The organism is Pantoea sp. S18, assembly GCF_045689705.1.
GTDB classification, from domain to species: domain Bacteria; phylum Pseudomonadota; class Gammaproteobacteria; order Enterobacterales; family Enterobacteriaceae; genus Pantoea; species Pantoea symbiotica.
In genome coordinates this window covers 1045829-1059081 of sequence record NZ_CP142688.1, presented here as the reverse complement: position 1 = coordinate 1059081, position 13253 = coordinate 1045829, and the positions used below count along the sequence as shown (strand labels likewise).

The following is a 13253-nucleotide window of genomic DNA, read 5'->3' as shown; positions in this document are numbered from 1 at the left end:
AAACAGGAACCCGCCCACGGGAGGCAAAATGAAAATTACCGTGTTGGGGTGTGGCGCCTTAGGTCAAATTTGGCTCGCCGCTCTCGCCCGTCAGGGACATGAGGTGCAGGGTTGGTTACGTGTGCCGCAGCCGTATTGCTCCGCCAACGTGGTCGATCCGCAAGGCCAGGTGAGCAATCACACCTTTATCGCCAACGATCCGCTGTTCCTCGCCGAAAGCCAGCTGTTACTGGTGACGCTCAAAGCGCCGCAGGTTTCCCCTGCAGTGAAAAACCTGCAAAGCGTGCTGCCGACGCACGCGCCGATTCTACTGCTGCACAACGGCATGGGAACGCTGGAAGAGTTGAAAGATCTGCGTCAGCCGCTGCTGCGCGGCATCACCACGCACGCCGCGATGCGCGACGGTACGGTGATCAAACATATCGCACACGGCATCACGCACATTGGCCCTGCTAATCGAGAGAGCGCCGCGCTGAGCGATATCGCCGATATTCTGCATCAGGCGCTGCCGGATGTGGCCTGGCATGACAACATCGCCGCCGCCAGCTGGCGCAAGCTGGCCATCAACTGCGTGATCAATCCGATGACCGTTGAGCACGATTGCCAAAACGGTGCGCTGCGTGCCTGGCCGGAACAAATAGCAATGCTGTGCGAAGAGATCGCCTGGGTGATGGAGCGCGAAGGCCAGCACATGGCGGTGGATAATCTGCGCGACATTATTTACGACGTGATCGATAGCACCGCTGCCAATACCTCATCGATGCTGCAGGATGTGCGGGCGCAGCGCCTGACCGAAATTGATTACATCACCGGTTACCTGTTGCGTCGCGCCCGCGCGCAGGGCATTTCACTGCCGGAAAATACCCGTTTGTACGATCTGATTAAACGTAAGGAGTCCCACTATGAGCGCGAACGCATCGGTTCTGGTTTGCCTGGCACATGGAAGTGAAGAGACCGAAGCGGTCACCACTATCGATTTGCTGGTACGCGGCGGATTAAGCGTCACCACCGCCAGTGTGGAGAGCGATGGCACGCGTGAAATCGTCTGCTCGCGCGGTGTGCGGCTGCTGGCGGATGCGCCGTTGGTTGAGGTCGCGGATAACGACTACGATGCGATTGTACTGCCCGGCGGTTTGAAAGGCGCGGAGACTTTCCGCGACAGCCCGCTATTGGTGGAAACCGTGCGCCAGTTCCATCTCTCCAGCAAAATTGTGGCGGCGATTTGTGCCGCGCCGGGCACGGTTTTGGTCGCGCACGATCTGTTTCCCGTCGGCAATATGACCGGTTTTCCCGGCCTGCGTGACACCATTCCAGACAGCAAATGGATGGAGCGCCGCGTGGTGTGGGATCCGCGCGTTAATCTGCTGACCAGCCAGGGACCGGGCACCGCCATTGATTTTGCGTTGAAGCTGATTGATTTGCTGGTGGATAAAGAGACCGCGCGTGAAGTGGCTTCACAGCTGGTGCTGGCGGCGGGAATTTATAATTATCAGGAGTTTGAAGAGCGTTGATAATAGAGGTCGCCATAAATGGCGACCCTACTTATTACGGGCGATAAACTTTTACGTTTTTGAAGCCCTGCTCGTGCAGATAGAGCGCCTGCAGGCGACTCATCACACCGCGATCGCAATACAGCAGCCAGGTTTTGCTCTGGTCAAGATCGCCAAACTGGGTGCTGAGTTTGTAGAACGCCAGCGTTTTCACTTCAACGCCTTCAACTTCCAGCGGCTTTGCTTCCTGCTCATCGGCCGAACGGATATCCAGCACTACGTCGTTGCTGGTGAAGGAGTCAACGGTTTCAACTTCCACCACTTCTTCTTCCGTCTGCTCGGCGATTTCACGGATATCGACGTTGCTGGCTTCCTGTACCACACGATTGAGGATTTCGAAATCGAAGTTTTGCTCTTCCGCTTCGATCTTCCCTTTCACCGCTTTAACGGTTGGGCTTTTCGAAATCACGCCGCAATATTCTGGCATAGTGCGGGCAAAATCTTCGGTGCCGATCTTACGCGCCACATCGATGATGTGCTCTTTATCATGGGAGATCAGCGGACGCAGAATCAGCGTATCGGAGGCGTTATCGATCAAACGCAGGTTAGTCAGCGTCTGGCTGGAAACCTGACCCAGCGCTTCGCCGGTCACCAGCGCCTGCACACCGTAACGTTCCGCCACCATCGACGCCGCACGCACCATCATGCGCTTCAGCACCACGCCCATTTGGCCGTCGTCTACTTTCTCCAGAATCTCACCGACTACCGGCTCGAAGTTGATCGCCACGAAACGTACGCGGTGCGAACGACCAAAACGCTGCCACAGGTAATGCGCAACCTGACGCACGCCAATCTCGTGTGCCGCACCGCCAAGATTGAAGAAGCAGTAATGCACGCGGCAGCCGCGACGCATCAGCATGTAGCTCGACACGCCGGAGTCAAAACCACCGGAAATCAGTGACAGCACATCTTCCTGGGTACCAATAGGGAAACCGCCTAAGCCTTCATAGCGTGCGGTGATCAGCAACAGGCGATCGTCTTCAATCTCCAGATTCACCGTTTCATCCGGGCGATTGAGCTGCACGCGCGCGCTGGCGATGTGCTGATTAAGGCCGCCGCCAACGTAGCGTTCCACGTCCTGCGAGCTGAAGCTGTGCTTGCCGCGACGCTTCACGCGCACGCAGAAGCTTTTGCCTTCCAGACGCTCGCGGTTCAATACCAGCGTCTGCTCGAAGATATCGTGCATATCGGTATAGGCGCGGTCTTCCACCGCCAGCACATGGTGAATACCGGGAATGCGCGTTAATTCGGTAACGATGGTTTCACGCAGCGACTCATTTTTGGAACGTAATTCGATGTGGTCCCAGTGACGCACCACTTTGATGTCTTCATCGACAGTGCGCAGAATATTACGAATGCTGCTGGTGAGAATTTTGATAAAGCGCAGACGCACCGACTGACTTTTGATGGTGATTTCTGGGAACAGCTTGATGATAAACTTCATGGCGACAGGGGTTCGTTTGGGCAAATAAGTGCTAAAAGCATCGGCACTTAGCTGTTAAAATCATATAATTGCGGGTTGATTCAGGAGCCCCCGCATCCGAGGCGCAAAAGTATATCACCTTTGCTGGGTGACTGCTTCTGCAACCGCAGTCACATTCATTATTTTGCTAATTAATCCCTGTCGGCTACCATGACCGATTGCAAGATAATGTCCTAACCTGTGAGTCGACACTGATTATGCCGAAAAAAGCCGAAGCGCCTGCCAGTTTTGAAAGCGCATTGCAGCAGCTGGAACAGATTGTCAGCCGCCTGGAAAGTGGCGAGCTGCCGCTGGAAGATGCGCTGAACGAATTCGAACGCGGCGTACAATTGGCACGTACCGGTCAGCAAACCCTGCAGCAGGCAGAGCAGCGCGTGCAAATCCTGCTCAGCGACGAGAAAGATGCCGCCCTCGCCCCTTTTACCCCGGAAAATGAGTAATGGATTTCGCTAAACTGCTGAGCGCGTACCATCAACGCGTCAATCAGGCCTTGACGCGCTTAATAGATCCACTTCCTTTTCAGAGTTCTCCTCTGGTTAATGCCATGGAGTATGGGGCATTATTAGGCGGTAAACGTCTGCGTCCCTTTCTGGTGTACGCAACAGGCGAAATGTTAAAGGCCGATGCGGCCAGCCTGGATGTGCCGGCTGCTGCCGTGGAATGCATCCATGCTTATTCCCTGATTCATGACGATCTGCCGGCGATGGATGACGATGCGTTACGCCGCGGGCAGCCAACCTGCCATATAAAATATGGTGAAGACACGGCGATTCTCGCCGGCGATGCTCTGCAAACTCTGGCCTTTTCGATTCTGGCCGATCAGCCAATGCCTGGCGTCAACGCCGAAGCGCGTATTGCGATGATTTCCGAACTGGCGCAGGCCAGCGGTGTGGCAGGTATGTGCGGCGGTCAGGCGTTGGATTTGGCGGCGGAAGGCAAAAGTATCGATCTGGCGCAGCTGGAACAGATTCACCGTCATAAAACCGGCGCGTTAATTCGTGCAGCGGTACGTCTTGGCGCATTAGCCGCCGGCGAGCGTGGCCGCGCCGCGTTGCCGGTGCTGGATACCTACGCCAACGCCATCGGACTGGCGTTTCAGGTGCAGGATGACATCCTCGATGTGGTCGGCGATACCGCCGTGTTAGGGAAAACACAGGGCTCGGATCAGGCATTGGGTAAAAGCACCTATCCTGCACTGATGGGGCTGGAAAATGCCCGCAGTAAAGCCTGGGATCTTTATCAAGAGGCGCTCGGCGCGCTCGATATTCTGGCGGCACAGTCTTACAACACAATCGCCTTACAAGCGCTGGCAAGCTTCATAATTGAACGCGATAAATAACTTTCATAATGAGTCTCTGATGAGTTTTGATATTGCAAAATACCCGACACTGGCGTTAGCCAACACGGTTCAGGAATTACGTTTATTACCGAAAGAAAAACTTCCGGAGCTGTGTGACGAACTGCGTCAGTATCTGCTGGATAGCGTGAGCCGTTCTTCCGGCCACTTTGCATCGGGTCTGGGCGTCGTCGAGCTAACAGTGGCGCTGCATTATGTTTATAACACCCCGTTTGATCATCTGGTGTGGGACGTCGGCCATCAGGCTTATCCGCACAAAATTCTGACCGGACGCCGCGATCGCATCGGCACCATCCGTCAGAAAAATGGCCTGCATCCGTTCCCGTGGCGTGGTGAGAGTGAGTACGACGTGTTAAGCGTAGGCCACTCTTCCACCTCGATCAGCGCCGGTCTCGGCATGGCCGTTGCCGCCGAGCGTGAAGGCAAAGGCCGCCGCACCGCCTGTATTATTGGCGATGGCGCGATCACAGCGGGCATGGCGTTTGAAGCCATGAACCACGCCGGTGACATCAAGCCGGATATGCTGGTGATCCTCAACGACAACGAGATGTCGATCTCCGAAAACGTCGGCGCACTCAACAATCGTCTGGCACAGATTCTCTCCGGAAAAACCTATTCACGCCTGCGCGAAGGCGGCAAGCGCGTATTGGGCGGTTTACCGCCGATTAAAGAGCTGGTGAAGCGCACTGAAGAGCATCTGAAAGGCATGGTGGTGCCGGGCACGCTATTTGAAGAGCTGGGCTTTAACTATATCGGCCCGGTGGATGGCCACGACGTGCTGACGCTGGTGAGCACGCTGAAGAACATGCGCGATCTGAAAGGTCCGCAGTTCCTGCACATCATGACCAAAAAGGGCAAAGGTTATGCCCCGGCGGAAGAAGATCCGATCACCTGGCATGCGGTACCGAAGTTCGATCCCGCCAGCTTAGCGCTGCCAAAAAGCGTGCCGGGTTTGCCAAGCTACTCGAAAATCTTCGGCAACTGGCTGAGCGAAATGGCCGCTGACGATACGCGTCTGATGGCGGTCACACCTGCGATGCGCGAAGGTTCCGGCATGGTGAGCTACTCGCGCGATTATCCGCAGCAATATTTTGACGTGGCGATTGCCGAGCAGCACGCCGTGACGTTCGCGGCGGGTATGGCAATTGGTGGTTACAAACCGGTTGTGGCCATCTACTCGACCTTCCTGCAACGCGCCTACGATCAGCTAATCCACGACGTCGCCATCCAGAAATTGCCGGTGCTGTTTGCCATCGATCGTGGCGGCATTGTCGGCGCGGATGGCCAAACCCATCAGGGCGCATTCGATATCGCGTTCTTACGCTGCGTGCCAGAGATGGTGATCATGACGCCAAGCGATGAAAACGAATGTCGTCTGATGCTGTACACCGGTTATCACTATCAGGCTGGCCCAAGTGCGGTGCGTTACCCGCGCGGCACCGGAACCGGCGCAACGCTGGAACCGCTGGCGAGCTTGCCGCTGGGTAAAGGCATCGTGAAGCGTCGCGGCGAAAAGCTGGCGATCCTTAACTTTGGTACCTTACTGCCAGAAGCCGCTGCCGCGGCGGAAGCGCTGAATGCCACGCTAGTGGATATGCGTTTTGTGAAGCCACTCGACGAAGCATTGATTGCCGAGCTGGCGGCCAGCCACGATTCGCTGGTAACGCTGGAAGAAGGCGCCATTAAAGGCGGCGCCGGTAGCGGCGTCAACGAGTACGTGATGGCAAAACGCCTGCGCGTGCCGGTACTTAACCTCGGCCTGCCGGATGAGTTCATCCCACAAGGTACGCAGGAAGAAGTGCGTCAGGATTACCAGCTGGATGCCGCCGGTATTCAGCAGCAAATCGCTGACTGGCTCGCCCAGTAATCTGCCCGACTCGCTCACCGCCCGGTGAGCGAGCCTGCTGCTATGCTTAGGGAACGATTTTCCCTCAAGCATAAGAGCAGGAGCCCAAATACATGAAAACCATTCCCTTAGGCCAGACCGACTTACAGGTTTCGCGTCTCTGTTTAGGCTGCATGACCTACGGCGATCCCACGCGCGGAAACCACGCGTGGACGCTGCCCGAAGAGAGCAGCCGACCGCTGATCAAGCAGGCGCTGGAAGCCGGCATCAACTTCTTCGATACTGCCAACAGCTATTCCGACGGCAGCAGCGAAGAGATCGTGGGCCGCGCGCTGAAAGATTTTGCCCGCCGCGATCAGGTTGTGGTTGCCACCAAGGTTTATTTCCCGCTGAGCAATCTGTCACAAGGTTTATCGCGCAAGAATATCCTGCAATCGATTGATGACAGCCTGACGCGTCTTGGCATGGAGTACGTCGATCTGCTGCAAATCCATCGCTGGGATTACGACACGCCGATTGAAGAGACGCTGGAAGCGCTGCATGACGTAGTGAAATCCGGCAAGGCGCGTTACATCGGCGCATCATCAATGCACGCATCACAATTTGCTCAGGCGCTGGATCTGCAGAAGCAAAACAACTGGGCGCGCTTTGTCAGCATGCAGGATCAATACAACCTGATTCAGCGTGAAGAGGAGAATGACATGCATCCGCTGTGTCAGCGCGAAGGGATCGCGGTGCTGCCGTGGAGCCCGCTGGCGCGCGGTAAACTTACGCGTCCGTGGGGCGAAACCACCGCACGTTCAGTATCAGATAATGTGATGGAGAAACTGTATACCGGCACCGAAGAGAACGATGCGGCGATTGCCGAGCGTCTGGCTAACGTTGCCGCCGACAAAGGCGTGACGCGCGCGCAGGTGGCGCTGGCATGGCTGTTACATAAACCGGCGGTCACCGCGCCGATTATTGGTGCCTCGCGCGAGCAGCAGTTCGCCGAGCTGGTGAAAGCGGTGGATGTGGAGTTGAGTGAGAATGAAATTGCCGAGCTGGAGACGGTGTATCAATCGCATCCGGTGGTGGGATTTGAGTGATTGAGAAACCAGGTGGCCATTCATGGCCACCTCATTCACTTCACACCGAAATGATCAAACCCTTTCACATCCACGCTGCGCGGTTTGCCGTTCTCCAGCAAGCTCAGCCCTTCCGATTCCGGTGCAATCTGACCAATGCAGGTATAAGGCACACCAAAATGCCCCAACGCTACATCGAGCGCGCCACGGTTCACTTCCGGCACGGTAAAGCACAGCTCGTAATCTTCGCCACCGCTCAACGCCCATTTCAACACCAGCTCAGGCTCGAAGTGATCGCGCAGCGCAGCTGAAAGTGGTAACGCGTCGAGATTGATACGCGCACCAACGCGGCTGGCGGTCAGCACATGGCCGAGATCGGAAATCAGGCCATCAGAGATATCGATCGCCGAGGTCGCCAATCCACGCAGCGCCTGGCCTTGCAGCACGCGCGGCATCGGACGCAGATGGCGTTTGATCAAGGCTTCATGCACCGCCGGATCGTTCAGGCGATGACGATGCTGCAGCAGCGACAAACCGGCTGCGCTGTCACCCAAGGTGCCGGTGACAAAAATCCAGTCACCGGGCTTCGCACCCGAACGTTTCAGCGCCCTTCCCACCGGCACTAAACCGTGAATGCCGAGCGTCATGCTCAGCGGTCCGCGCGTGGTATCGCCGCCAATCAGCTGCATATCGTAGTAATCCAGCAGCTCAAACAGGCTATCGCTAAAGGCCGCTACCCACTCTTCATCGATTTCAGGCAGCGTTAATGCCAGCGTCAGCCAGGCCGGATCGGCGCCCATGGCGGCTAAATCGCTGAGGTTAACGGCGACGGCTTTGTAGCCGAGATCGGCGGGATGGATATCACGTAAGAAGTGGACACCCGCAACCAGCGTGTCGGTGCTGATGGCAAGTGTCTGTTTTTCTGGCACGTTGAGTAACGCGCAGTCGTCACCAATTCCTTTCTCCACATCGCGGCGGGAGCTGGTGACGCGGTTAAAGTAACGTGCGATCAGTTCGAATTCACCACAAGACATAAGTCAGGTCTCAATGAGAAAAAGGCCGGAAAACCGGCCTTTAAGACTATTTTTTATTCGGTCGAATTTGCGGGGCAGCTTTGTCGAGGACACCGTTGACGAATTTGTGGCTGTCTTCAGCACCAAACACTTTTGCCAACTCGATGCCTTCGTTGATGGCCACTTTATACGGCACATCAGAACGCTTGCTCAGCTCATACAGCGAAATACGCAGGATGGCTTTTTCTACCTGGCCCAGCTCTTCCAGCTGACGCGACAGGTAAGGCTTCATCAGACCGTCCAGGTACGCGCTGTTAGTCGCCACACCGGCCAGCAATTCGCGGAAATAGCTAATATCGACGTCTTTGACGTCTTGTTCCGCCAGAAACTGGTATTCCACATCGGCAATGTCGTTCTTGGACAGCTGCCAGGAGTAAAGCGCCTGGACAGCGCACTCACGGGCGCGACGACGAGCAGCAGGTTTCACAAAATTCCCCTTACAAAAATCAGGCTTTGATGGCTTTCAATACGTTGATCATTTCGAGTGCAGTCAGGGCCGCTTCGGCACCTTTATTACCTGCTTTCGTGCCGGCGCGTTCAATCGCCTGCTCGATATTTTCAGTGGTCAACACGCCGAAGGTCACCGGGATTTCGCTGGTCATCGCGACGTGCGCAATGCCCGAGCTGGCTTCACCGGCCACATATTCGAAATGTGCGGTGCCGCCACGGATCACGGTGCCTAACGCAACAATGGCGTCGTGCTTACCGGTTTTCGCCAGCGCGCGTGCTGCCAGCGGCAGTTCGTATGCACCCGGAACCCAGACAACGGTGATGTTATCTGCTTTCACCTGGCCGATGCGCTTAAGTGCGTCAATCGCGCCGTCCAGCAGGCTGTCATTAATGAAGTTGTTAAAACGCGCAATTACGATGGCAATGTTTGCATCAGGCGTGGCAACAGGAGCTTCGATAACTTTCATACATATCCTTTGGGTTGTTTTATGGCCCCGCAGAAGGGGGCGGATTCTATCATACTCTTTGGCGACGCGCTCAGGCTTTTCCGCGCGCTTTCAACGCGGTGTCAGCGTCAGGCGCAGGTCCTCGCCAACCAGGCGCACATCGCTAAAATTCAGGGCCGGCGCATCGGCCAGCTGTTCCAGTCCCGGCAGCGTACACAGGCCGCGAGCGTCATTGCCTAATAGCTTCGGCGCCATGTAAACGATCAGCTCATCCACCAAGCCCGCTTGCAGCAGCGCGCCCGCTAAACCGGCACCGGCTTCTACCCACACGCTGTTGATCTGCCGCTGGCCGAGCAACATCATCATCGCTACCAGATCAAGCTGTTCGCCACGTTGCGGCACGGCGATCTGGGTCACGCTGGCCGGCCACGCTTGTTCATCGGGTTCGCTGCGCATCAGCCAGGTTTCGCCCGGCTGGTCAATTAAGCGGTGTTGCGGCGTGACGCGCTGTTGGCTATCAATCACCACGCGCACCGGCTGGCGCAGCTGGCTTTCGTCGAGCTGCGCACGCACTTCTTCGTTTAATTCACTCCAGCGCACCGTTAACGATGGATTATCCGCTAACACGGTGGCGCTGGTGCTAAGAATAGCTGAACTCTGAGCGCGTAAACGTTGCACATCGCGCCTTGCGGCTGCGGAGGTGATCCACTGACTTTCACCACTCGCCATCGCAGTACGCCCATCAAGGGATGCGCCGAGTTTGAGCTGGATCCACGGGAATCCGGTGCGCATGCGTTTCAGAAAACCCCGGTTCAGCGCTTCCGCTTCGTTCATCATTAGGCCATGACTGACGTCGATGCCCGCCTGCTGTAAACGATAGAGTCCACGTCCCGCCACCTGCGGATTGGGATCCTGCATCGCGGCGACTACGCGCGTCACGCCAGCGGCAATCAGCGCATCGCAGCACGGCGGTGTGCGTCCATGGTGACTACAAGGTTCCAGCGTGACATACGCGGTTGCGCCAGCGGCACGTTCGCCCGCCATACGCAGCGCGTGCACTTCGGCATGCGGTTCGCCGGCGCGCTGATGCCAGCCTTCGCCGACAATCTCGCCCTCGCGCACAATCACGCAGCCGACGTTGGGATTAGGTGTGGTGGTAAAGCGTCCGCGGCGCGCCAGTTCCAGCGCGCGCGCCATATAGCGTTCGTCAGTCATGGATTAGTCCTGTAGGCGGGCGATCTCTTCACCAAAATCGCGGATATCTTCGAAGCTGCGATAGACCGAGGCAAAGCGAATGTAGGCGACTTTATCGAGTTTTTTCAGCTCATCCATCACCAGATTGCCGATCAATGCGCTTGGTACTTCGCGTTCGCCGGTGGCACGCAGCTGGGTTTTAATATGATTGACCGCGCTCTCAACCGCATCGGCGCTCACCGGGCGTTTTTCCAGCGCCTTGATCATGCCGCTACTGAGCTTGTCTTCATTGAAGGGTTCACGCACATCATTGCTTTTCACCACGCGCGGCATCACCAGCTCCGCTACTTCAAAGGTGGTGAAACGCTCATGACACACCAGACACTGACGACGGCGACGCACCGACGATCCTTCACTAACCAGACGAGAATCAATCACTTTGGTGTCCACAGCGGAGCAGAATGGGCAATGCATGAGGCTTCCTGATGCGAGATAAATAGGCCACACAGTGTAGCGCGATCGCGCCACAAAATGTATGTGTGTGGCACATAATGTGTGAATCGCGATTTGTGACATTAAGCCAAATGCAAGACATCTCCCTCATGTTCCCTCGTCAAAAAACCACTACGCTTAGAGAGCCGCCAGCAAGGCGGCCAACATCATAAAAATCTGGAGGATGTATGGGTCTGTTTGATTTCGTGAAAGATGCTGGAGAAAAACTGTGGGATGCCGTGAGTGGCGGCGGCGACGATGCCAGCAAGAAATTGCAGGATCACATCAACAAACTCGGTTTGCCCGACAGCGATAAGGTCAAGGTAGATGTGAAAGGCGATACCGTTACGGTAACTGGTGATGGCATTTCTCAGGAGTTGAAAGAGAAGATTCTGGTTGCTGCAGGTAATGTAGCGGGGATCACCAAGGTCGATGACAAGGTCACCACCAGCGATGCCGCTACGCCCGCGAAGTTCTACACCGTTAAAAAAGGCGATACCTTGAGTGCGGTATCGAAAGAGGTCTACGGAAATCCTAATCAATACAACAAGATTTTCGAGGCGAACAAGCCAATGCTGACGCATCCTGATAAGATTTACCCTGGCCAGGTTTTACGAATTCCCGAATAAAGAAAGGACATTGCATGACGATCAGGACGTTTTGGGCTCCGGCAGCACTCTCTTTGCTGGTTCTCAGTGGTTGCAGTTCAACGCCGGTTTCACCGCAGGTCAAAGAGTTGCATCAGGAAGTGAGTCAGCTTAACCAGCAGATGCGCAAGCTGACCAATCAGGCAACGGCGCTGGAGATCCAGGGACAGCTGAACAGCCAATCCACCCAAGGCGCGTGGCTGTTGCCGCAAGCTAATACGCCGGTGGAACTGCAGACGCAGCTGGGTAAACTGCGCTTGTCTCTCTCGCAGGTGGCGGGTGAAGCCAGCGGCAGCCGCGCCAACCTGAATATCCGCTCGACCGATGACCAGCCGATTCCGGCACTGCGCGCTACCGTGGTTTGGGGCGAAATGGATCCGGCCAGCGGCAAACCGCTTAACGCGGGCAGCCTGAGCCAGACCATCGACGTTCCGGCCGAGTTAATGCCACGCAGTTCGGTTAGCGTGCCGTTGCGGCTCAGCGGCTTAACCCCGGATCAACTCGGCTACGTGCGCGTGCATGAAGTGGAAGGCACAGCGGTAAATAAAACCGCGCCTTGAATACGCACGCTGTAGGGTCGCCATTTATGGTGACCTCTGTGCACGATGTCCTGATCGACAGGCATAAAAAAACGGGCTGCCAGTGGCAGCCCGTTTACTTTCTGACTCAGCGTTACGGCAGAATCGAAGGCTGATCTGCGCCCTCTTTTTCCACTTTCTGCACCAGCATATGTTCACGCTTCATGCCCAGTTTCAGCGCCAGCGCTGAAGAGACATAAATCGATGAAATGGTACCGATGGTGACACCGATCAGCATGGTCAGTGAGAAGCCTTTCAGCAACGCACCACCAAACACGAACAGGATCATGATCATCGCCAGCGTAGTGATGGAGGTGATCAAGGTACGGCTCAGCGTCTGGGTCAGCGATACGTTGGTGATGTCGTAAGAAGAACCGCGGCGAATCTTGCGGAAATTCTCACGAATACGGTCAGATACCACGATCTTATCGTTAAGCGAGTAACCAATCACCGACATCAGCGAGGCGACAATCGTCAGATCAATTTCAACCCGTGACAGCGCCAGGATTCCGCAGGTGATGATCACATCGTGCGCCAGCGCCAGTACGGTGCCGAGCGCCAAACGCCACTCAAAACGGAAGCCAATGTAGATCAAAATCGCGATTAGCGCCGACAGCAGCGCCATTGCGCCGGCCTGCGCCAGATCGCTGCCCACGCTTGGGCCAACGAACTCGACACGCTTCACGGTGGCGTTCTGCTGCGTGGTCTGGCTAATGGAAGCCAGCACTTTGTTGCCCAGTTCGGTGCCAGCATTGCCGGTCGCCGGAGGCATACGCACCATCACGTCGCGGCTGCTGCCAAAGTTCTGCACCAGCGGCTCTTCAAAGCCCGCTTTGACCAAACCTTCACGCAGCGCGTCGAGATCCGCTGGTTTTTCCAGGTTAATCTCAATCACCGTTCCGCCGGTAAAGTCGAGGCCCCAGTTGAAGCCTTTGACACCAACGATGGCGATTGACGCCACAATCAGCAAACCGGAGATGATGAAAGCCAGCTTATCCCAGCGCATAAAGTCGACGACTTTACGCCCGTGGTTTAGCTGCTCAATACTATATTCCTGTGCCACAACGCAC

At 56.1% G+C, this 13253-nt stretch carries 15 protein-coding genes; 8 read left to right on the top strand and 7 right to left on the bottom strand.

Annotated elements, in window-relative coordinates; all coding sequences use genetic code 11:
* Nucleotides 1-28: 28 nt before the first annotated feature.
* A complete protein-coding gene (gene panE / locus VIJ98_RS04680; RefSeq protein ID WP_008103956.1) occupies nucleotides 29-949 on the top strand; it encodes a 2-dehydropantoate 2-reductase in 921 nt (306 codons plus the stop codon).
* The gene (gene yajL / locus VIJ98_RS04675; protein ID WP_008103959.1) at nucleotides 903-1511 is read left to right on the top strand and encodes a protein deglycase YajL; all 609 of its coding nucleotides are present in this window, start codon (nucleotides 903-905) and stop codon (nucleotides 1509-1511) included. Before panE ends, yajL begins: the two co-directional genes overlap by 47 nt.
* 34 nt (nucleotides 1512-1545) lie before the next feature.
* Here yajL and thiI read toward each other — a convergent pair whose 3' ends face one another.
* Nucleotides 1546-2994: a tRNA uracil 4-sulfurtransferase ThiI gene (gene thiI, locus VIJ98_RS04670; RefSeq protein ID WP_154153612.1), complete on the bottom strand. Its 1449-nt coding sequence runs from the start codon at nucleotides 2992-2994 to the stop codon at nucleotides 1546-1548.
* A gap of 236 nt (nucleotides 2995-3230) precedes the next feature.
* On the opposite strand from thiI, the gene xseB reads away from it, so the two are divergent.
* The 4 genes from xseB (at nucleotide 3231) to VIJ98_RS04650 (ending at nucleotide 7324) form a co-directional block, all read left to right on the top strand.
* The gene (gene xseB / locus VIJ98_RS04665; RefSeq protein ID WP_008103963.1) at nucleotides 3231-3473 is read left to right on the top strand and encodes an exodeoxyribonuclease VII small subunit; all 243 of its coding nucleotides are present in this window, start codon (nucleotides 3231-3233) and stop codon (nucleotides 3471-3473) included.
* Complete coding sequence (gene ispA / locus VIJ98_RS04660; RefSeq protein WP_008103965.1) at nucleotides 3473-4372, top strand: (2E,6E)-farnesyl diphosphate synthase; 900 nt, start codon at nucleotides 3473-3475, stop codon at nucleotides 4370-4372. Before xseB ends, ispA begins: the two co-directional genes overlap by 1 nt.
* 19 nt (nucleotides 4373-4391) lie before the next feature.
* Complete coding sequence (gene dxs, locus VIJ98_RS04655; protein WP_154153615.1) at nucleotides 4392-6257, top strand: 1-deoxy-D-xylulose-5-phosphate synthase; 1866 nt, start codon at nucleotides 4392-4394, stop codon at nucleotides 6255-6257.
* Nucleotides 6258-6349: 92 nt separating this feature from the next.
* Nucleotides 6350-7324, top strand: a complete 975-nt coding sequence (locus tag VIJ98_RS04650) for an aldo/keto reductase (RefSeq protein ID WP_154153618.1) — start codon at nucleotides 6350-6352, stop codon at nucleotides 7322-7324.
* Nucleotides 7325-7359: 35 nt separating this feature from the next.
* On the opposite strand, the gene thiL is transcribed toward VIJ98_RS04650, so the two are convergent.
* The 5 genes from thiL to nrdR all read right to left on the bottom strand — a co-directional run bounded on the left by thiL (nucleotide 7360) and on the right by nrdR (nucleotide 10940).
* Nucleotides 7360-8337, bottom strand: coding sequence for a thiamine-phosphate kinase (gene thiL / locus VIJ98_RS04645; RefSeq protein ID WP_061717466.1), 978 nt, complete (start codon nucleotides 8335-8337; stop codon nucleotides 7360-7362).
* Between the two features lie 46 nt (nucleotides 8338-8383).
* Nucleotides 8384-8803 carry a transcription antitermination factor NusB gene (nusB, locus tag VIJ98_RS04640; RefSeq protein WP_007887007.1) on the bottom strand — a complete coding sequence of 140 codons (420 nt, stop codon included), beginning with the start codon at nucleotides 8801-8803 and terminating at the stop codon, nucleotides 8384-8386.
* A gap of 19 nt (nucleotides 8804-8822) precedes the next feature.
* On the bottom strand, nucleotides 8823-9293 hold the full coding sequence (ribE, locus tag VIJ98_RS04635) for a 6,7-dimethyl-8-ribityllumazine synthase (RefSeq protein WP_008103973.1): 471 nt from the start codon (nucleotides 9291-9293) through the stop codon (nucleotides 8823-8825).
* 90 nt (nucleotides 9294-9383) lie between these two features.
* Nucleotides 9384-10487: a bifunctional diaminohydroxyphosphoribosylaminopyrimidine deaminase/5-amino-6-(5-phosphoribosylamino)uracil reductase RibD gene (ribD, locus tag VIJ98_RS04630; RefSeq protein ID WP_154153621.1), complete on the bottom strand. Its 1104-nt coding sequence runs from the start codon at nucleotides 10485-10487 to the stop codon at nucleotides 9384-9386.
* 3 nt (nucleotides 10488-10490) lie between these two features.
* Nucleotides 10491-10940 (bottom strand): transcriptional regulator NrdR, encoded by a 450-nt coding sequence (gene nrdR / locus VIJ98_RS04625; protein WP_008103978.1) that lies wholly within the window; start codon nucleotides 10938-10940, stop codon nucleotides 10491-10493.
* A gap of 206 nt (nucleotides 10941-11146) precedes the next feature.
* Between nrdR and lysM the strand changes: the two genes are divergently transcribed.
* Entirely contained in the window at nucleotides 11147-11587 is a 441-nt protein-coding gene (gene lysM / locus VIJ98_RS04620; RefSeq protein ID WP_008103980.1) for a peptidoglycan-binding protein LysM, read from the top strand.
* Nucleotides 11588-11601: 14 nt separating this feature from the next.
* Nucleotides 11602-12165, top strand: a complete 564-nt coding sequence (locus tag VIJ98_RS04615) for a DUF3251 domain-containing protein (RefSeq protein WP_154153624.1) — start codon at nucleotides 11602-11604, stop codon at nucleotides 12163-12165.
* Nucleotides 12166-12277: 112 nt separating this feature from the next.
* On the opposite strand, the gene secF is transcribed toward VIJ98_RS04615, so the two are convergent.
* Nucleotides 12278-13246 carry a protein translocase subunit SecF gene (gene secF / locus VIJ98_RS04610; RefSeq protein ID WP_008103986.1) on the bottom strand — a complete coding sequence of 323 codons (969 nt, stop codon included), beginning with the start codon at nucleotides 13244-13246 and terminating at the stop codon, nucleotides 12278-12280.
* Between the last annotated feature and the right edge of the window lie 7 nt (nucleotides 13247-13253).